Here is a 19,473-nt window from a genome sequence, read left to right as displayed (position 1 = left end):
ATGGGGCAGGGGCGTTTCATAACGATCGAAGGCGGAGAGGGCGCCGGCAAGTCGACACAAATCCGGGCGCTGAGCCAGAAGCTTCAAAGCCTGGATATATCGTTCAAGTGCACACGTGAACCTGGCGGTAGTACAGGGGCCGAGGAAATCAGGCGCCTGCTTGTCGAGGGCGTGGCCGGACGCTGGGACGCCACCAGTGAAGCGCTCCTGGTGCTGGCGGCACGAAGGGATCACCTGGTCAAGACTGTCTGGCCCGCCATGGCAGATGGGACCTGGGTTCTTTGTGACCGATTCATTGATTCCACCTATGCATATCAGGGATATGGGCACGGGCTGCCCTTGGAAAGCCTGGATCAGTTACATGCCTTCACGCTGGGGGAATTTCGGCCCGATCTGACCATTCTGATCGATCTGCCGGTTGAAACTGGCCTCGAGCGGGCACACAGCCGACAGGACAGGGAAACACGATTCGAAAGCCTGGAGCGAGATTTTCACGAGCGTGTGCGCCATGGATTCCTGGAAAGGGTCAAGCAGGATCGCGCACGTTTTCTCACCCTGGACGGCACCCAGCCACTTGAACAGGTAACGGATCAAATGATCCAGGCCGTCCTCTCAAGGTTTGAACTGTCTGTTGAAGAATGAGCAAAAGCAGCGGCACACCAGATAAGGAAGAAGTGGATTCACTTCACCCGCGCAACAATAACTCTCTGCTGGGTCAGGAAACCGCCGAAACAACCTTTCGAAAGGCCATGGACAGTGGAAGGCTTCCACATGCTTGGCTGATTTCCGGCCCCAGAGGAGTCGGAAAGGCAACCCTTGCCTATCGGGCGGTCAGGTATCTCTTCACGGAAGACAGCCCCGCAGACGCGGGGTTGTTTGGAGGGATAGCGGAGCCAGCCGCGCAGTCGTCCTCCGGATTGGATATTCCAGCAGATAGCTCCGTGTTCAAGCAGGTTGCCTCAGGCAGTTTCCCTGACCTGCGTGTGCTGGAACGCAGCCCGGACAAGGATGGGCGCATCAAACGGGATATCCCTGTCGATGGGGTCCGACAGCTTGGGGCCTTCCTGCACATGACGGCAACGAATGGAAGTTGGCGAGCTGCCATTCTGGATCCAGTGGACGAGCTTGGAACGCAGGGTGCGAACGCCCTTTTGAAGAGCCTGGAAGAGCCTCCCGAGAAGACGCTGCTGCTTCTGATCAGCCATAATCCCGGCCGCCTGTTACCGACAATTCGCTCTCGTTGCCGCCAGCTGTCCCTGCCACCGCTTGAAGGTACTGTCGTTGAACAGCTTCTGGAACGCTATCTGCCAGACCTGCACGAAAACGAACGAACCCTGCTGACATACCTGTCCGAAGGCAGTATCGGGCGCGCCCTCGATTTGAATCAGGCTGGAGGTGCCGGCCTCTATATCCAGATGGTGGAGATGATGGGACAACTCCCGGCACTGGACAGTTACAAGCTTCACGAGATCGGGGACACCCTGGCACGGGACAGCCAGGGGGTTTTGTTCCGCACCATGAGCGAATTGATGCTCTGGTGGCTGGGACGTCTTGTAAGGCTGCGCGCAACAAAAAGCGCTCCAGTCGGCATCCTTGAAGGGGAAGGGGAGGTCATGCAGCGCCTTTCCGATAGACGTGAACTTGCGGACTGGATGAGCCTATGGGAAAACCTCACTCAGCTCTTTCAGCAGACCGAGCAGGCCAGCCTGGATCGCAAGCAGGCTTTCATAACGGCTTTTGGGCGCCTGCAGGGCATGGCAGCCTGAAGCTCCTGTTTCGGGCTGAATGTTTGAGTTCGCGCTATAGCCAGTCGGGAGTCGACAAAAAGAAATGACGCGTGATCAGGACCGCTACTACGTCACGACACCTATCTACTACGTGAACGATGTTCCACACATCGGGCATGCCTATACAACACTGGCCTGCGACGTCCTGGCCCGCTTCATGCGTCTTGATGGGCGGGACGTCCATTTCCTGACCGGCACCGATGAGCACGGCCAGAAGGTCGAGAAGTCCGCCCGAAAGGCAGGCGTTGAACCCCAGCAGTTCACGGATGAGGTCAGCGAGAACTTCCGCGCTCTTGCACGCCAGATGAACTACTCCAATGACGATTTCATCCGCACGACGGAGCCTCGACACAAGGAAGCCGTGCAAGCCATCTGGAAGGCGCTCGTTGCATCCGGGGACATCTACCTTGGCAGCTATTCGGGATGGTATGCGGTCCGCGACGAGGCCTTCTACAACGAGGATGAACTGACTCGAGACGAGGAAGGACGCATGATTGCCCCTTCAGGCGCAGAGGCCGAATGGCTGGAAGAGCCTTCCTACTTCTTTCGCCTGTCCCGTTGGCAAGAGCCGCTGCTGAAGTTTTATGAGGAGAACCCTGACTTCATAGGTCCGGAAAGCCGCCGAAATGAAGTCATTTCCTTCGTGAGGGGCGGATTGCGTGATCTTTCGGTCAGCCGGACAACCTTCAACTGGGGGATACCCGTACCGGACGATCCCGAACATGTCGTATATGTCTGGCTGGACGCCCTGACCAACTACATCACGGCTGTAGGCTATCCGGATACAGACTGCGCCTCGTTCCGGAAATACTGGCCAGCCGACGTGCATATGGTGGGCAAGGACATCCTGCGCTTCCACGCCGTTTACTGGCCAGCTTTCCTGATGGCTGCCGGACTGCCTCTGCCGCGTCGCATCTACGCGCATGGCTGGTTGATGAATCGCGGCGAGAAGATGTCGAAGTCTCTGGGCAATGTTCTCCGCCCACAGGATCTTGTGGAGAGCTATGGATTGGATCCCGTGCGCTACTACCTTTTACGGGAAGTCCCATTTGGCTCCGATGGCTACATCAGTCACGAGACCATGGTGGCACGCCTGAACGGTGACCTGGCAAACGACCTCGGGAACCTTGCCCAGCGCGTCTTGTCCATGATTCACAAGAACTGTGATGCCAGTGTGCCGGCGCCCGGTGAATATCATTCGTCGGACCGTGTCTTGTTGGACAAGGCAGCCGGTGTCCTGCAAACGGTCAGGCAGGAATTTTCGCAACAGACCTTCCATCGTGGCCTTGAGGCCATATGGCAGATCGTCGGTGATGCCAATCGCTATGTGGATGAGCAAGCCCCGTGGGTGCTGCGCAAGACTGACCGCGAGCGTATGGGGACTGTGCTCTATGTTCTCGCGGATACGGTCCGACGACTGGCTTTGATGATCCAGCCTGTCATGCCGGATGCCATGAGCCGTCTTCTGGACCAGTTGAATGTATCGGGCGAACAGCGCAGCTTCGCATACTTGGAAGCAGGCTTGCAGCCTGGCGAGGTACTGCCCAAGCCTGAAGGCATATTTCCTCGTTATATTGAACCTGAAGAAAGTCAAAAAACCTCTTGATATGCTTGTTGATTCACACTGCCACCTTGATTATCTGGAGCACGATGGCGCCAATCTCGACGAGATCGTCGCCCGGGCACATGCAAATGGTGTCGAACGCCTCGTGACCATCTGTACGAAGCTGTCCGAATTTGACCGGGTTCTTGGAATAGCCCGACGCTATCCCGGCATCTTCTGCTCGGTTGGTGTTCATCCGCATGAAGCTGGTCAGGAAGGCGTGAAGAATGCCGACCGCTTGCTCGAGTTCACAGACGACCCCAAGGTGGTCGGAATCGGGGAGACGGGACTGGACTACTATTATGAAAACAGCCCCCGAGAAGCCCAGCAGGAGTCCTTTCGTGCTCACATCGCAGCTGCACGGGAAAGCGGCTTGCCCTTGATCGTTCATGCCCGCGATGCCGATGACGACACAATTGCCATCCTGCGCGAAGAGCACAAGGCTGGGGCCTTTCCCGGTGTAATCCACTGCTTCACGGCCGGCCCCGCGCTTGCAGAGGCTGCATTGGATATTGGCTTTTATATCTCTCTTGCCGGAATCGTAACCTTCAAGAAGGCGGAAAGCCTGCGCGAGACCGTGCGCGCTGTCCCCATGAACAGGCTTCTGGTCGAAACGGATTCTCCCTTCCTGGCACCGATACCCAAGCGCGGGAAGAGAAATGAACCGTCTTATGTTGTTCACACGGCAGAGAAACTTGCCGAGATCAAGGGCATCACACCCCAGGACTTGGCGCAGAAAACCACGGAAAATTTCAATTGCCTCTTCAGTAAGGCGTCAATGAAAGAGGCATGTCCTTCCACATGAAGGTGAAGGTCCTTGGATGTGGCGGCTCGGGAGGCGTTCCCCTGGCGTCGGGGAAACCTGGTGGGGATTGGCGTTCCTGCAGCCCGGACAACCCCAGGAATAGGCGGCGACGCTGCTCAATACACATTGAAACCGGGCAGAGAGCAGGCATTCTGATCGACACCTCGCCGGATCTTCGTGCACAGGTGCTCAGTGAAGGCATCCAGCAGATCGACATGGTGCTCTTCACGCACGATCATGCTGATCACACGCATGGCCTCGATGACCTGCGTGCCTTTGCCTATGGCCGCTCAACTCCTATTCCGGCCTACATGTCACGCGAGACACATGAAAGCCTGACACCAAAATTCTCCTATGCTTTTGAATCCACGCATACAAACAGCCGTCTTTACCCTGCAATGCTTGCAGACAGGGTCTTTGACTACGGTGATTTCGAAGCTGAAGGCGTCACAATTACAGCTATCCGACAGTCACACGGAAATATCGAGACGACGGGCTTTCGCGTCGGCAATCTTGCCTATTCCACGGATGTTGTAGATTTTCAGGATAAGGAACTGGAAAAACTGAAAGGCATTGAAACCTGGATTGTTGATAGCCTGCGCATGGAACCGCATCCAACCCACGCCCATTTCGAGAAGACCCTCAAGTGGATCAGGGAAGTGCAACCGCGTCAGGCTGTGCTGACCCATATGAACCACACGATGGATTACGATCACGTGAAGGCGCTTTGTCCCAAGGGGGTGGAACCAGCCTATGACGGCATGGTTCTGCAGTGTGAAGGGTGACATCAGGGGCTCTCGAAGACATCAAGGCGCTTGAACCGCCCTCCAGTCCAAACTGGCACTTTGCCGGACCACAAGGTCTTCGCGAGGACATCGCGGGTACCATCGTTCCCAATTTTGGACTTGCTGCCCAGGTGCTCCGGGCCAGCTTCCGGGAGGTCGTCCTTGGACAGCCGCGCACCCGTTGTTTGTACAGCGCCAACAGCAGCGAGGAATCCGATGTCTATGAACAGAAATCAGTGCTGTTCGGCTTCAAGGATATCATCCAGGTCTGGGGACTGCAGCTTAATGAGACGCCTGTTTCCAGCAGTCTTGTGGTCTTCAGCCGCTCTGTAACGGGGTATCATGACTTTGGGGTAAACCGCAGGCGCGTGCGCGCCTGGTTGTCCGATCTATCTAGGGCGCTGAGCTAGGACGAAGATAATGAAATTATTTTCCATAATATACATTATGCGAATTATATCTACGGCTATGAGGCAGGCCGTGAGCGGCATGCGCCTGTCCCTTCTGGCTCTGTCCTTTGCGCTGCTCAGCGTTCATTTCCATCCTGTTGAAGCACAAGATACGCTCTCACTGCCAGGCATAATCGGGAGCGACAACCGCGTTCCAATTGACAGCTCTGCTTGGCCATGGAGTTCCATTGGGCGAATCAATCGAACAGTTGGCGGCTTTTGTACGGGCACCCTGATTGCCCCGCGCCATGTGCTGACAGCTGCGCATTGCATGTTCGACTCCAGGAACGCACGCCCGTTGGCCCCTGAAGAGATTCATTTTGTCGCTGGCTACAAGAGAGACAGCTATATCGCCCACTCCAAGGCACGCAGCATCCACCTGGCAGAGGGATTTCAGTATGGTACCTCGGACGGCGATACGCTTTCCAATGACTGGGCGCTTGTTGAGTTGCGGAAGGAGATCCCGCTTCGACCGTTACCGGTCCACGAGTTCACACGTGACGGACAAAACCTTAAGCTGCCAGCAGAACCGTCAATATTGAGAGCCGGATACAGTCAGGATCGCGCTCACCTCCTGGCTGCGCATAATGGCTGTTCCGTAGAGGGAACGGCCGAGAGCGGACGTATCCTGCTTCATAACTGTGATGCGACCCGCGGAGATTCCGGATCGGCCCTTCTTATGAAGTCCCGGGACGGAGAATACAGGATCCTCGGCGTCAGTGTGGCTGTGCGCCAATACGGAAGCCGGAATTATGGCGTTGCGGTCCCTGCCCTCAATTTCAGCGAAATGTTGAGAGCCAAGGGCCTGCTGCCCTGAAAGGCCGCCATGGAAAGAAGAAAGGTCCAGATGTGAGCAGCACCCCATCCTCCTATTCCTGCCAGAAAAAGAACATTGAGCGCCTTCTTCAGGTCATGTCTGAACTTCGGCACCCAGAGACAGGGTGTCCTTGGGATATAGAGCAGACATTCAGGACCATCGCCCCCTATACACTTGAAGAAACCTATGAGGTGATCGAGGCCATTGAGGATGACGACATGGCCGCCCTGAAAGAAGAACTGGGTGATTTGCTGTTCCAGGTGGTCTTCCATGCTCGCATGGCTGAAGAAACCGGCCACTTCACATTTGATGACGTTGCGAAAACCATTGCCGACAAGATGGTCACCCGTCATCCACATGTGTTCAGCCCTGGTGAAAGCGAGAACGACAGCTCTAACTCACCCTCCTTGCCCCAGAACTGGGAGGAGATGAAGGCTGCTGAACGACAGGTTAAGGGACAGCTGGAACTCTTTGACGATATCCCAAAGGCGCTGCCTGCCCTCGTTCGTGCCCGCAAGGTGCAGTCCCGTGCAGCTCGCACCGGTTTCGACTGGCCAGAGCTTCATCCAGTTCTGGATAAGATAATGGAGGAATGCCAGGAGCTTAAGGATGAAATTTCTTATAACTTTTCAAGGGAACGCATTGAAGAAGAGACAGGTGACTTGTTGTTTTCCGTCGTGAACCTGGCACGCCACCTGAAGGTCGATCCTGAAAGCACCTTGAATCGTGCCACTGCGAAGTTCCAGAAGCGCTTTCTTGTGATGGCCGCTCTACTGGAATCACGGGGGGCCGATCTTCAAGAGAGCCCCCTTGATGTGATGGAGGCGGCCTGGCAGGACGCAAAGAAAGACTCCTGATTTCCCCTTCCTTGAGGCAAAGCGGAACAACCCCAATTTCCAGAACGGATGAACATAATGTACCAAAGGCATGATGCCCAGAATCTCGTCGCATTCATTACCGGAGCAACAGCCGGTTTTGGTGAGGCAATCGCGCGACGGCTGGTCGCCGAAGGCGCCAGGGTCGTAATTACGGGGCGCCGACAGGACCGTCTGGAAGCCTTGAAGGAAGAACTCGGCTCCCAGGCCTGCGCCCTGCCCCTCGATGTTCGTGACGAAGCCTCGGTGAAAGCCGCTGTTACAGCCCTGCCCCAGGAATTCTCTCGCATAAATCTGCTGGTCAACAATGCCGGTCTTGCGCAGGGCGGAGAAGTCTCCCAGAACGCGGACTTGAAGAACTGGCAGACAATGGTAGAGACGAATGTAACGGGATTGCTGCAGATTACGCATGCCTTGCTGCCCAGCATGACCGAGCGAAACGAAGGACATATCATAAACATCGGTTCCGTTGCAGGGAACTACCCAGCCCCTCGGGGAAACGTCTATGCTGCAACGAAGGCCTTTGCCAATCACTTTTCCCTGACGTTGCGGGCAGATCTGGGCGGAACGGATCTGAGAGTCACATCCATCGAACCCGGCATGGCCGAGACCGAGTTCTCAAAAGTCCGTTTCAAGGGCGACGAGGATAAAGCGCGCGCGACGTACGAAGGTTTGAAGGTGTTGAGTGCAGAAGATGTTGCCGAAGCCGTTTTCTGGTCCGCAACCCTGCCCCCGCACATGAACATCAACCGTATAGAAGTCATGCCCACGGCGCAGTCGTTCAATAACTTTGCCCTCTACCCCTCCAGCCAATAACACCGGCTGTCAGTATCTATCCGGAAGAAAGCAGGCTGTCTCTCAGGCTATCCCAGCTCGATGCATCCGGGGCCAAAAGAAGCGGCCCCGGATCGCTCTCAGCGATATCATACGCCTGTCCGGTCGGCAGGTGACGAGCATGACCACCTAGCTCCTGGTAAATCAGAACCCCCGGTGCATGATCCCACGGCTTCGTTCTGGTGAAGAGGGAGAATCTGCTTTCTCCCCTCGCCAGCCGGATATACTCATGGCCAGCACAGCGCAGGCTTTTCAGGGTGCTCAGTTTCGAGCGGTTTCTTTCGAAGCGGCGCAGCAATTCCGGCCTTCCATGGCTTCCGAAGTGCAGGCTACCAATCAACTGCCGAGGATGTGAAACGGGCTCCAATGCTGGAAGTCGCTCTTCATTAATCCAGGCCCCCTTACCTGCCTGTGCCTGCAGCAGGATATTCTGAACAGGTGCGTAAATCCACGCCGACTGCAAGGTTCCCTGCTCGGCAAGCGCGACCATTACGGCAAAACGATCATTGCCTCGAGCGAAGTTTGTCGTGCCGTCGACAGGGTCAATGATCCAGACAGGCTTCTGTGTGGCCAGTTCATCCAGTCCTTCCGGTTTTCGCTCTGTTGCTTCTTCGCCGACCACCACCGAGCCAGGCAAGAGGGAAACCAGGCGATCGGACAGGAAGTCTTCCACTTCTTCATCGGCAACCGTCACCAGGTCGCCTCTCATCTTTTCACGAATGTCCTCTTCTCGCAGCTTGCGAAATCTGGGCAGAACCAACTCTGCGGCGGCCTGCCGCACAAGAGCCGTTACCTTTTCTGGGGCGGGAAGAGACATCGAACTCGTTATCACGTGAGACACACCAAAAGAAACAGAGCCGCAGGATAACTCCTGCGGCTCTGCAAAACCAACGGGTGCTTGGAGGCTAGGCTTAGAAGCCCATGCCCATGTCACCCATGCCGCCCATGCCGCCCATACCAGGGGCACCACCGGCAGCGGCACCGCCGCTGTTATCCTTCGATTCCGGCTTTTCGGCGACCATGGCCTCTGTCGTGACCATCAGGCCAGCGATGGAAGCCGCATCCTGAAGAGCCGTACGCACGACCTTGGTCGGGTCGATGATACCGGCCTTCACGAGGTCGGTGTACTCACCCTTGTAGGCATCGAAGCCGTAGTTCTGGTCCTTGCTTTCCAGAAGCTTGCCGGCAACCACGGCACCGTCGACACCGGCGTTCTCGGCGATCTGACGAACCGGTCCCTGCAAGGCCTTCCGGACGATGTCCACACCGACCTTCTGGTCCTCGTTGGCAACCTTGACCTTGTCGAGCGCCTTGGTGGAGTGAAGAAGTGCGACACCGCCACCCGGGACAATGCCTTCTTCAACGGCTGCGCGCGTTGCGTGCAGGGCGTCGTCGACGCGATCCTTCTTCTCTTTCACCTCGGTTTCCGTAGCACCGCCAACGCGGATCACGGCGACACCGCCGGCCAGCTTCGCCAGGCGTTCCTGAAGCTTCTCGCGGTCGTAGTCCGAGGAAGTCTCCTCGATCTGCGCCTTGATCTGGTTGACGCGTTCCTCGATCTGCTTCTTCTTGCCAACACCGTCGACGACAGTTGTCTCGTCCTTGGTGATGGTGACCTTCTTGGCGCTACCCAGCATATCGAGGGTCACGTTTTCCAGCTTGATGCCCAGGTCCTCTGAGACAACCTGACCATCGGTCAGGACGGCAATGTCCTCGAGCATGGCCTTGCGGCGATCGCCGAAGCCAGGGGCCTTGACGGCCGCGACCTTCAGGCCGCCACGCAGCTTGTTGACCACCAGGGTTGCCAGGGCTTCGCCCTCGACATCCTCGGCAATGATCAGCAGCGGACGGCTGGACTGCACCACCGATTCGAGGATCGGAAGCATGGCCTGCAGGTTGGAAAGCTTCTTCTCGAGAATGAGAATGTAGGGATTCTCCAGCTCGCAGAGCATCTTCTCGGAGTTGGTGACGAAATAGGGCGAGAGATAGCCGCGGTCGAACTGCATGCCTTCGACGACCTCGAGTTCGGTCTCGAGAGACTTGGCTTCCTCGACCGTGATGACACCCTCGTTGCCGACCTTCTGCATGGCATCAGCGATCATCTCGCCGATTTCCTTGTCGCCATTGGCAGAGATCGTGCCAACCTGTGCAATCTCGCTGGAGGCAGAAATCTTGTTGGACTGCTTGCGAAGGCTTTCGACAACGGCCTTCACGGCCAGGTCGATGCCACGCTTCAGGTCCATGGGGTTCAGGCCCGCGGCCACGGCCTTGGAGCCTTCGCGCAGGATCGTCTGGGCCAGAACGGTGGCCGTGGTGGTGCCGTCACCGGCCGTGTCGTTGGTCTTGCTGGCGACCTCACGGACCAGCTGGGCGCCCATGTTCTCGAACTTGTCGGAAAGCTCGATTTCCTTGGCGACCGACACGCCGTCCTTTGTGCTGCGCGGTGCGCCGAAGGACTTGTCGAGGACCACATTGCGGCCCTTGGGGCCAAGCGTTACCTTGACCGCTTCGGCCAGGGTATCAACGCCGCGCATCATGCGCTGACGTGCATCACCGCCGAATTTCAGATCTTTGGCTGCCATTCTCGGTTTCTCCTTGAGACTTGTTGCTACTGGTTTGCTGTGTTTGGTGCGGTTGCTGGATCAGGCAATCAGCTTGTGACGCCCATGATGTCGTTTTCACGCATGATCAGCACATCCTTGCCATCAACCTTGACTTCTGTGCCGGACCATTTGCCGTAGAGCACGGTATCGCCCTCCTTGACATCAAGCGGGATCGCCTTGCCATCATCGCCACGGGCGCCGGGACCGACCGCGAGCACCTTGCCCTGCATCGGCTTCTCCTTTGCCGAATCGGGAATGATGATTCCGCCAACGGTTTTCTCTTCCTGGTCCAGCGGCTCGACGACGACGCGGTCATGCAGCGGCCGAAATTTCATCTGCTATCTCCTCGTTAAGGACGTTTGGTAACGACGGTTATGTTGTGAATGAAAGCTTTAAGCACTCATCCGCATAGAGTGCTAACAAGTCCGGCATACTATTCAGGTCCAAGGGTGAGTCAACCTTTACAGAGGCTTGGAAAATCCCCGTTTCAGGCTTCGAAGGCCTTTAAGCGGGCAGCGTTTGCCGGATCAAGTGACACGCGGATATGTGCCTTGCTTTCGTCATCGTGACGGGAGATGACCCGCCCATGCTCATAGCACCAGGCCAGGGTTGCACCGTCCTTCAGATCTATGGCGAGAGATAAGAGCTCATCCTGCTCACGCAACCTTTGTTCTATAATTTCCTGAAGAAAATCTATGCCCTCGCCGTTAACGGCAGAGACCATGACCCGGCCGGCCCCGCGTTCTGCCAGGGCACGCCAGTTCTCAAGCGCTTCCTGGTCCAGCAAATCTATCTTGTTGAAAACCTCGATGATTGGCTTCGCATCGGGAGAATCCTCCCCCGCCACGCCCAGGTCGTGCAGAACCTGAAGGACACTCTGTTTGTGCAGTTCTGTTTCTGGGTGGGAGACATCACGCACGTGCAGTATGACATCGGCGGCCACCACTTCTTCCAGAGTGGCCCGGAAAGCCGCAACCAGATCGGTCGGCAGGTCCGTTATGAAGCCAACAGTGTCCGAGAGTATTGCCTCCAGCCCCGATGGAAGCCGGATCCCCCGCATCGTCGGGTCAAGAGTCGCGAACAGCTGGTCTTCCGCCTTGACCTCGGCCGATGCCATTCGATTGAAAAGAGTGGATTTCCCGGCGTTTGTGTAACCTACCAGCGCAATCACCGGATAAGGCACACGCTGGCGTGCGGACCGATGTAGTGATCGCGTGCGGCGCACCTGTTTAAGCGCTTTCTTCAAGCGTATGATCTGCTCGTCCAGCATACGGCGGTCCAGCTCGATCTGGCGTTCGCCAGGACCGCCCATGAAGCCCGCACCGCCTCTTTGTCGCTCAAGGTGCGTCCAGGACCGGACAAGACGTGAGCGTTGGTAGTTCAGTGCCGCCAACTGCACCTGCAACCGCCCTTCTTTCGTGCGGGCGCGCGCACCGAAGATTTCCAGTATCAAACCGGTCCTGTCGATAACCTTGCATTCCAGTTCGCTCTCCAGATTGCGCTGCTGGACAGGCGTCAGGGCCGAATCAACAACAACGACGACGGCATGCTCCTCCTGCACCTTTGTGCGAAGGCGCTCTATGACTCCCATGCCAACAAGTGTGGCTGGCCTGGGTTTATCCAGGCGAATCACTTCCGCGTGCGCCACCTGAAGGTTGATCGCGGCCGCCAGGCCCACTGCCTCCTCCAGGCGCGCTTCCGCATGGCTTTGGGCCATACCCGACTTCTTTTCGACAGGATGGATTACAAGGCAGGTCTCTCCCTCGATTATCCTGTCTTTCGCGGGGCCGCTTTCCTCTGTACGTACCCTTTCTGTCAAACGCGTTCCTTGTCAGGTTTCCTCGCCGGTTTCCTCGGCTTCCTTCTCCGCTGGTTCAAACAGCTGGAGAGGGCCGCTCGGCATGATGGTGGATATGGCATGCTTGTATACGAGCTGGGAATGCGCGTCGCGGCGCAACAACACACAGAAGTTATCAAACCAGGTAACGATCCCCTGCAGCTTAACGCCGTTTACCAGGAAGACTGTGACCGGAATCTTGTTCTTTCGGATGCTGTTCAGGAACACATCCTGTACATTCTGGGACTTCTCGCCGGCCATTGGTATTTCCCCCTTTCCTTAGGTCAATTAATTTTCTTTCACGGGGTTTGCTGCTTATATCCTACAGCGCTGTCAACGCTCCGTTTACCAGATAATGGTCATTCGCGATATGGCAGAAACACCTCCGGAAATCGCCGCGCAATTTCCTAGATAGGGATTTATCGCAGCAGCGCCAATAGACAGCGATAATCAGAAGCGTGAAAATGGGTCCAGGTCCGTGGGAACTCTCCCTCTGCCGGAGGTTCAGGTCGCAGGAGGACACCCGTACAGCCCGCATTCTCGGCACAAAGCAGGTCCACATCGGTATCCCCGATGAACCAGACATCACGCGACGGCGAAATCCCGGAACCCTCCAACGCCATCATGACGGGATCAACAGCCGGCTTATCCCTTTCAGCATCTGTTGCCCCAATAACCTTCGAAAAGAATGGGTCCCAGCCTAAATGGGCAACCTCACGACGCAGGAATGAGCCTGACTTGTTACTGACAACTCCCAGATAAAGGCCACGACCATGTAAATCCGCCAGCAGCTCTGTTGCGCCTTCTATCGCTGCCAATTGTTCCAGATGCTGTGCCTTGAATGCCTCATAAAAGACATCCAATGCTTCATCGGAACGTTCGCCAAAAAGATCTGGGAAAGCCTCACGAGCCGAAACACGCACGTTATGACGCACTTCCTCCAATGACCACGGCTGTAAGCCAAAGTTTTCGAAGGTTACATGCAGCGCAGCGTGAATGGTCGGCCAAGTGTTGACGAGCGTATTGTCCCAATCGAAGAGCAGTGCCCGTGGGGGCATACGATCTCCCGGCATGCCTCAAGCACTGGTAATGTGGTTCAGATAGGCTTCGCGCAGATTCAAGGTCACGGAGCCTGGCTTTCCATTCGCAACAGAACGCTCATCAATCCGCGTAATAGGCGTTATGTGGTTCGTGCTGGACGTCAAGAAAGCTTCCCGTGCTTCATAGGCCTCTTCAAGTGTGAAGGGGCGCTCCTCGAACTTCACACCCGTATCTCCCGCCACATCAAGCACGCCCAGGCGGGTAATGCCATTCAGGATGTCGTGATTGGCCTTGCGGGTTACAAGAACCCCGTCCTTGGTCACGATCCAGGCGTTGGTGGAGGAGCCTTCCGTTACGGTTCCATCCCCCTCGACCATCCAGGCCTCGAAAGCCCCCTCTTCCACTGCAGCCTGCTTGGCCATGCAATTCGGCAACAGCGAAATCGACTTGATATCGCGCCGATGCCACCGGATGTCCGGCACGCTTTTGACGGCTACGCCTTCCTCGAGGATCTTGGCGGCCTGGGGTTTCGTCTGCTTGGCGGTAACGACGAGCGCAGGCTTCACGTTCTTTGGATACTTGTGATCCCTGGGGGCGACCCCCCGTGTCACCTGCATGTAGACGAAGCCATTGGTCAGGCGGTTGCGCTCGATCACCTTGGCACAAACAAGCTGAAGCGCACGACGGCTCATGGGCATGGGAATGCTCAGTTCCGATAGCGAATACTCCAGGCGATCCAGATGCCGTTCCTCATCGACCAGTTTACCGGACAAGACGGGAACGACTTCGTAAACCCCGTCGGCAAACTGATAGCCGCGATCTTCGATATGCACGAAGGCATCGTTGTGCGGCACGTACTGACCGTTGACATAGGCTGTGCGAGGCATGGCTTATTCTTCCCAGATGTATCTGCTGTTATTCCCGGTGAGCTTAGAAGAACTCGAGCTTCACGGAGAAAAGACGTTCAACCTTCTTGACGGCGGCCGGCTTGGCAAACAGGACGACCAGGTCGCCTGCCTTGATGACCGTCTTGCCGCGCGGAATGATCACCTCTTTATTGCGTAAGATGGCGCCAATCACAACACCATCCGGAAGCGGTGCATCGCGCAGGGCCTGGTTCGTCAGGGCGGACGTCTCCAGAACCTCGGCCTCCAGAACCTCTCCAACGCCGTCCGAGAGTGAATAGGCCGAACGAATCCGGCCGCGACGAACATGCTGGAGAATCGTCGATACCGTAATAGCCCGCGGACTGACGATGGTATCGATTCCAAGACCGCTTACCAGTTGGTTGTAGGAGCTGGAATTGATCAGCGTGATGGCGCGGTGGCACCCCTGCTTCTTGGCAAGAAGAGAGGCCAGAATGTTGACCTCGTCCTCATTCGAAACCGCGATCACGGTTTCCGCAGTGCTGATATTGCTTTCGTTTAGTATGTCCAGTTCCACGGCGTCGCCGTGAATGACAACCGAACGGGAAAGGCTCTGGGCAACGCGCTCTGCCCTGGCCTTGTCGATCTCAATCAGCTTCAACTGCACCTGACGGTGCTTGTCCTCCACCCGCTGTGCCAGGTTAAGCCCAATATTGCCCCCTCCGATCAGCACAACCCGTCGGGCTTCCTTCTCCTCGTAACCGAAGCTCATCATTGCACGGTCGAGATGATCATTGTGACAGACGAAATAGACGTCATCGCCCGGTTGAAGCTGGTCGTCGCCCCCAGCGACAATCACACTTCCATTGCGATGAATCGCCAGAATCAGAATGTGCAGTTCCGGGAAAAGTTCGGTGAGCTGACGCAGCGGTGTATTGATGATCGGTGTCTCGTCCCGCACATGAACACCGATCAGGCTGATCTTGTCCTTCAGCATGGAAAGTGCGTCAAAGGCGCCGGGCACACGCAGACGCCGCTCAATCGCCTTGGCCACCTCTAGTTCCGGCGAAATGATGACATCGATTGGCAGATTGTCCGTGGAAAAAAGGTCCGACCAGACAGGGTTCAGATAGCTCTGGTGCCTGATGCGAGCAATCTTGGTCGGAATCTCGAAAAGCGAATGGCCAATCTGGCAGGCCACCATGTTCACCTCGTCGGCATAGGTAACGGCCACCAGCATGTCGGCATCCCGGGCACCAGCCTTCTCGAGGATATCCGGATGGGATGCAAAGCCAACGACTCCACTCACATCCAGCAGATCACTGATCTTCTGGATCAACTGCGGGGACTGGTCGATGATGGTCACATCGGCGTTCTCGCTTGCCAGATAGCGCGCGATATTGAAACCGACCTGGCCGGCACCACAGACAATCACTTTCATGGGCGAACCTCTTCACTATGCCGGTTCAATTCACGAGCGCTCGGGATTAATGCCAAGAAGTCGAAGTTTGCGGTGCAGAGCCGAACGTTCCATCCCGACAAAGGACGCAGTGCGTGAAATGTTGCCACTGAAACGATTGATTTGTGCTTCCAGGTACTGCTTTTCAAACTTTTCACGGGCTTGGCGCAGCGGCAGGGCAAGGATATCGCTGCTGCTTGCCCCCGACAACACGGCCGAGGATTTCGCAGTAATCTCCGATGGCAGCATATCGGCCGTGATCGCTTCCGACGCACTTCCGGGCGCCATGATCAGCAACCAGTCAATCATGTTTCGCAATTGTCGGACATTTCCCGGCCAATCGTAAGTCTGCAACATGGCCATGGCATCTTCGCTGATTTCTCGTACGGGCAAACCTGAATTGTCCGAAGTCCGAGACATGAAGTAGCTGCTCAGATGCGGAATGTCTTCCCGGCGTTCGCGAAGCGAGGGAACCTTCAGAGGCACCACGTTCAAGCGATAGTATAGATCCTCGCGAAAGCGCCCTTCCCCAATCAACTCCGAAAGATCGCGATTGGTCGAGGCAATCACGCGCACATCCACCTCCACCCGGCGGCTGCCTCCGACTCTTTCGAAGGTCTGTTCCTGCAGGACACGGACGATCTTGCCCTGGGTTTCAAGAGGCATGTCGGCAACCTCGTCAAGAAACAAGGTTCCACCATGCGCGCGTTCGAAAGTGCCGACCTTGTTGGCGCTGCCTTCAACGCCGTTCTCGCCCTCCTGGCCGAAAAGTTCGCTTTCCATGCGGTCTGGATGCATCGTCGCACAATTCAGCACGATGAAAGGACCGTTGGCACGGCGTGAATTGGCGTGCAGCTGGCGCGCCACAACTTCCTTGCCTGTCCCGGCGGCCCCGGTTACCAGGACACGGCTCCCGGTCGGAGCAACCTTCTGTACGGACTGCCGCAATTGGTTGATCGCCGAACTCTTGCCGATCAATTCCGTTTCCGGAACCCCGCGCAGGCGCAGTTCCTCGTTTTCACGCCGCAAGCGCGATGCTTCTATGGCACGTTCCACAACGAGCAGCAGTCTGTCCGCCTTGAACGGCTTCTCGATGAAGTCGTACGCTCCCACCTTGATGGCTTTGACGGCCGTCTCGATCGTGCCGTGCCCGCTGATCATGACGACAGGGACGCCACTGTGCTCCCTTTCGATCGCCTCCAGCAATTCCAGGCCATCCAATCGAGAGTTCTGTAGCCAGATATCCAGGATAACAAGATGCGGGCGGCGCGTACGAAGCGACTCCAGAGCCGCATCACTCTCCGCGACACTGCGGGTCTCATAGCCCTCGTCCTGCAGGACACCTTCGATCAGCAGGCGTATGTCAGCTTCATCATCGACGATCAGAATATCGTGAGCCATGTCACATCCTTGCCAAGTTACCTGATGACGGATCTTCGGAGAGGAGACCCTCGCTCCTGCCTTGTTCCGGGCGCGGGAGTTGAAGCCTGATCAGGGCACCGCCACCCTCACGGTCGCTCAGGGCAATATCCCCGCCGTGATCCTCCATGATCTTCTTAACGATTGCCAGGCCAAGCCCCGTACCGCCTTCGCGGGTGGTGACGTAGGGCTCCGTCAGGCGTTCTCGCTGGCTTGCCGGCAAACCGCGCCCATTGTCCGCAATCGCTATCACCCAGTGCTCGTTTTCCTCACTGAGTGTGATCTCGATGCGTCCAGGTTCAACATCTTCTGCCCCGCCTTCCCGATCCTGCTGTTGTCGCTCGACAATGGACTCGGAAGCGTTCTTGATAAGATTGGTCAGGACCTGGCGCAGTTGCCCAGGATCAACCTGACAGCCCGCCGACTGTCGGGGCAGGTCTGTTGCAATCTCGATTTCGCTGCCGGACGCCTTGTAGAGATCGATGGCCTCCTGAATCAGTTGCCGTAAATCGTGCTCGGCCATGGCCGGTGTCGGCATTCTGGCAAAGGACGAGAATTCGTCCACCATATGGCCTATATCGCCGACCTGTCGGATAATGGTTTCGATGCAGGCATTGAATGTCTCGGGATCCTGATCGATCTGCTTCAGGTATTTTCGCTTGAGTCGCTCAGCGGACAACTGGATCGGGGTTAGCGGGTTCTTGATCTCGTGCGCAATCCGGCGCGCCACGTCGGCCCAGGCGGCTTTTCTCTGGGCGGACAACAGGTCCGAGATATCATCGAAGGTCACCACATAGCCGATGATATTCTCATCATCCTGTTCCGCGGCAATACGGACAAGAAACGTCCGACTGTATCCATCCCGCCGTGTCAGGGTTACCTGTCGTTCATGCACCTTGCCCGGACGCCGGCCGGCAAGATCGATCAGTGAGCGGACATCCCGGGAGAGATTGCTCAAACGTCGACCATGCAGCTGGGTCTCGCTGAGCGACAGAAGCTCACAGGCCGAACGATTGGCCACGGTTACGCGGTGATGCCTGTCCAAGCCGATCACGCCCGCAGAAACACCGGACAGGACCGTTTCAATGAATCGCCGGCGTGCCTCTATCTGCCAGTTGGCCTTCAAGAGTTCTTCCTGCTGGTGCTGCAGTTCCGAAGCCATGCGATTGAAGGCCATGGCAAGGGAGCCAACTTCGTCATCGGGGTCGAAGCGGTCCACGCGTGCGCTCAGGTCACCCGCGCCCACCTTGTCCGCTGCCATGATCAAATGCCCTATGGGCTTGCTCAAGCGATCGGCAAAAGCCAGTCCCACCCAGGCCGCAGCCAGAAGCAGCAGAATGGCAACGATTAAGAAGATCAGGGCGAAGGTGAGGAGCAGGCCGGCGCGCTCGCCTTCCAGCTGCTCATAGAGCTGTACGGCTGCTGAAGTCTTCTCCAGGTGCGCGAGTACCTGGGGGTCTATCAGGCGTCCAATCAAGAGGTAGGTGTCGACATAGATGTCCAGCTTGATGAGCGCACGTACACGGTTGTCGTTTTCACCGGTCAGGATGACAGCGCGATCTTCGCCCGCCCTCTGAAAGGCGGATTCAGGAACGTCCGGCTTGACCTGGAACAGGGATCCCACCCCAACCTGAGCCATGATCCGGCCTGACGGCTGGAAGACTGTCGCCTCAGTCAGTGAGCGTACGGCAGCTTGGTTGGCCACGAACTGTGCAAACTGGTTGGGGTCCATGGTCAACATGCGCCCCGATCGATTCAGGTCACTTGCCATGGCCTGAACATCGGACATGATGTTGCGCTTGTGTTCCTCTTCATAGGCTTGAGCCACCTGCAAGGATTCGCGGATCGCTGTGCTGACACGATCACTGAACCAGGATTGCAGGCCGAATTCGAACAGGAGAACTGCAAAGATCACGATGATCATGCTGGGCAAGACGGTGACCAGGGCGAACAGTCCCACCAGCCGCGAATGCAGGCGCGCGCCTGCAGCTGCACGTCTGCGCTGGGCCCAGAGCTGAACCAGGCGGCGTGTAATCAGCACTCCCAGGAAAACCAGGAAGACAAGATCGAGCACGAGCAGAAGCAGAATGCTGCGTGGATCCCCTGCCCCGGGCAAACGCCCTGTCATCGCGGCAAAAGTCGCCACGCCGCTCAGCACCGCTGCGACAAGCAGGATTACCGACAGCTTGCGTTCCAGGCCGTGATGCCGCGCCCAGGCCCTGAACCGCTGATACAGTCGGGCCGGAAGCTTACGCTTTTCCTCGGGCTGGGAATCGGAATCGTCCATGGAGCA

19 protein-coding genes are annotated in these 19,473 nt (G+C 56.9%); 9 read left to right on the top strand and 10 right to left on the bottom strand.

All coding sequences use genetic code 11. The annotated features are described in order from the left end of the window. From tmk to BP38_RS0101785, 9 genes are all read left to right on the top strand, one after another. On the top strand, positions 1 to 642 hold the full coding sequence (tmk, locus tag BP38_RS0101825; RefSeq protein WP_026986330.1) for a dTMP kinase: 642 nt from the start codon (positions 1 to 3) through the stop codon (positions 640 to 642). Continuing rightward, a complete protein-coding gene (locus tag BP38_RS0101820) occupies positions 639 to 1,766 on the top strand; it encodes a DNA polymerase III subunit delta' (protein WP_026986329.1) in 1,128 nt (375 codons plus the stop codon). Before tmk ends, BP38_RS0101820 begins: the two co-directional genes overlap by 4 nt. 64 nt (positions 1,767 to 1,830) lie before the next feature. Then, positions 1,831 to 3,393, top strand: a complete 1,563-nt coding sequence (gene metG / locus BP38_RS0101815) for a methionine--tRNA ligase (protein ID WP_026986328.1) — start codon at positions 1,831 to 1,833, stop codon at positions 3,391 to 3,393. A gap of 1 nt (position 3,394) precedes the next feature. Next, the gene (locus BP38_RS0101810) at positions 3,395 to 4,195 is read left to right on the top strand and encodes a TatD family hydrolase (RefSeq protein WP_026986327.1); all 801 of its coding nucleotides are present in this window, start codon (positions 3,395 to 3,397) and stop codon (positions 4,193 to 4,195) included. After that, positions 4,192 to 4,980, top strand: a complete 789-nt coding sequence (locus BP38_RS0101805) for an MBL fold metallo-hydrolase (RefSeq protein ID WP_035723358.1) — start codon at positions 4,192 to 4,194, stop codon at positions 4,978 to 4,980. Before BP38_RS0101810 ends, BP38_RS0101805 begins: the two co-directional genes overlap by 4 nt. Next, positions 4,977 to 5,390: a DUF1499 domain-containing protein gene (locus BP38_RS0101800; protein ID WP_026986325.1), complete on the top strand. Its 414-nt coding sequence runs from the start codon at positions 4,977 to 4,979 to the stop codon at positions 5,388 to 5,390. The genes BP38_RS0101805 and BP38_RS0101800 overlap by 4 nt, the downstream gene beginning before the upstream one ends. 79 nt (positions 5,391 to 5,469) lie before the next feature. Then, positions 5,470 to 6,246, top strand: coding sequence for a trypsin-like serine peptidase (locus BP38_RS0101795; protein WP_245602301.1), 777 nt, complete (start codon positions 5,470 to 5,472; stop codon positions 6,244 to 6,246). A gap of 32 nt (positions 6,247 to 6,278) precedes the next feature. After that, entirely contained in the window at positions 6,279 to 7,103 is an 825-nt protein-coding gene (mazG, locus tag BP38_RS0101790) for a nucleoside triphosphate pyrophosphohydrolase (RefSeq protein ID WP_281174338.1), read from the top strand. A 57-nt stretch (positions 7,104 to 7,160) separates the two neighbouring features. Next, positions 7,161 to 7,937 carry an SDR family NAD(P)-dependent oxidoreductase gene (locus BP38_RS0101785; protein ID WP_026986322.1) on the top strand — a complete coding sequence of 259 codons (777 nt, stop codon included), beginning with the start codon at positions 7,161 to 7,163 and terminating at the stop codon, positions 7,935 to 7,937. 16 nt (positions 7,938 to 7,953) lie between these two features. Here the strand turns inward: BP38_RS0101785 and BP38_RS0101780 are convergent, their stop codons facing one another. From BP38_RS0101780 to BP38_RS18500, 10 genes are all read right to left on the bottom strand, one after another. Continuing rightward, the gene (locus tag BP38_RS0101780) at positions 7,954 to 8,736 is read right to left on the bottom strand and encodes an inositol monophosphatase family protein (RefSeq protein ID WP_051608841.1); all 783 of its coding nucleotides are present in this window, start codon (positions 8,734 to 8,736) and stop codon (positions 7,954 to 7,956) included. A gap of 130 nt (positions 8,737 to 8,866) precedes the next feature. Continuing rightward, entirely contained in the window at positions 8,867 to 10,537 is a 1,671-nt protein-coding gene (groL, locus tag BP38_RS0101775; RefSeq protein WP_026986320.1) for a chaperonin GroEL, read from the bottom strand. A gap of 68 nt (positions 10,538 to 10,605) precedes the next feature. Beyond that, complete coding sequence (gene groES / locus BP38_RS0101770) at positions 10,606 to 10,893, bottom strand: co-chaperone GroES (RefSeq protein WP_026986319.1); 288 nt, start codon at positions 10,891 to 10,893, stop codon at positions 10,606 to 10,608. 152 nt (positions 10,894 to 11,045) lie between these two features. Beyond that, positions 11,046 to 12,275, bottom strand: coding sequence for a GTPase HflX (gene hflX / locus BP38_RS0101765; protein WP_081816386.1), 1,230 nt, complete (start codon positions 12,273 to 12,275; stop codon positions 11,046 to 11,048). Between the two features lie 114 nt (positions 12,276 to 12,389). Further along, complete coding sequence (gene hfq, locus BP38_RS0101760; protein WP_026986317.1) at positions 12,390 to 12,656, bottom strand: RNA chaperone Hfq; 267 nt, start codon at positions 12,654 to 12,656, stop codon at positions 12,390 to 12,392. A 158-nt stretch (positions 12,657 to 12,814) separates the two neighbouring features. Next, positions 12,815 to 13,453: an HAD family hydrolase gene (locus tag BP38_RS18505; protein WP_162175104.1), complete on the bottom strand. Its 639-nt coding sequence runs from the start codon at positions 13,451 to 13,453 to the stop codon at positions 12,815 to 12,817. 18 nt (positions 13,454 to 13,471) lie between these two features. Next, the gene (locus tag BP38_RS0101750; RefSeq protein ID WP_026986316.1) at positions 13,472 to 14,323 is read right to left on the bottom strand and encodes a D-amino-acid transaminase; all 852 of its coding nucleotides are present in this window, start codon (positions 14,321 to 14,323) and stop codon (positions 13,472 to 13,474) included. Positions 14,324 to 14,366: 43 nt separating this feature from the next. Continuing rightward, on the bottom strand, positions 14,367 to 15,743 hold the full coding sequence (gene trkA, locus BP38_RS0101745) for a Trk system potassium transporter TrkA (protein ID WP_026986315.1): 1,377 nt from the start codon (positions 15,741 to 15,743) through the stop codon (positions 14,367 to 14,369). 30 nt (positions 15,744 to 15,773) lie between these two features. Further along, positions 15,774 to 17,162: a nitrogen assimilation response regulator NtrX gene (gene ntrX / locus BP38_RS0101740; protein WP_026986314.1), complete on the bottom strand. Its 1,389-nt coding sequence runs from the start codon at positions 17,160 to 17,162 to the stop codon at positions 15,774 to 15,776. 1 nt (position 17,163) lies between these two features. Further along, a complete protein-coding gene (locus tag BP38_RS18500) occupies positions 17,164 to 19,467 on the bottom strand; it encodes a sensor histidine kinase NtrY-like (protein ID WP_051608840.1) in 2,304 nt (767 codons plus the stop codon). Positions 19,468 to 19,473: the final 6 nt, after the last annotated feature.

The sequence above is a fragment of the Fodinicurvata fenggangensis DSM 21160 genome, from assembly GCF_000686045.1.
GTDB classification, from domain to species: domain Bacteria; phylum Pseudomonadota; class Alphaproteobacteria; order Kiloniellales; family DSM-21159; genus Fodinicurvata; species Fodinicurvata fenggangensis.
Note: the sequence above shows the minus strand (reverse complement) of the source record. Positions and strands in the feature narration are given on the sequence as shown.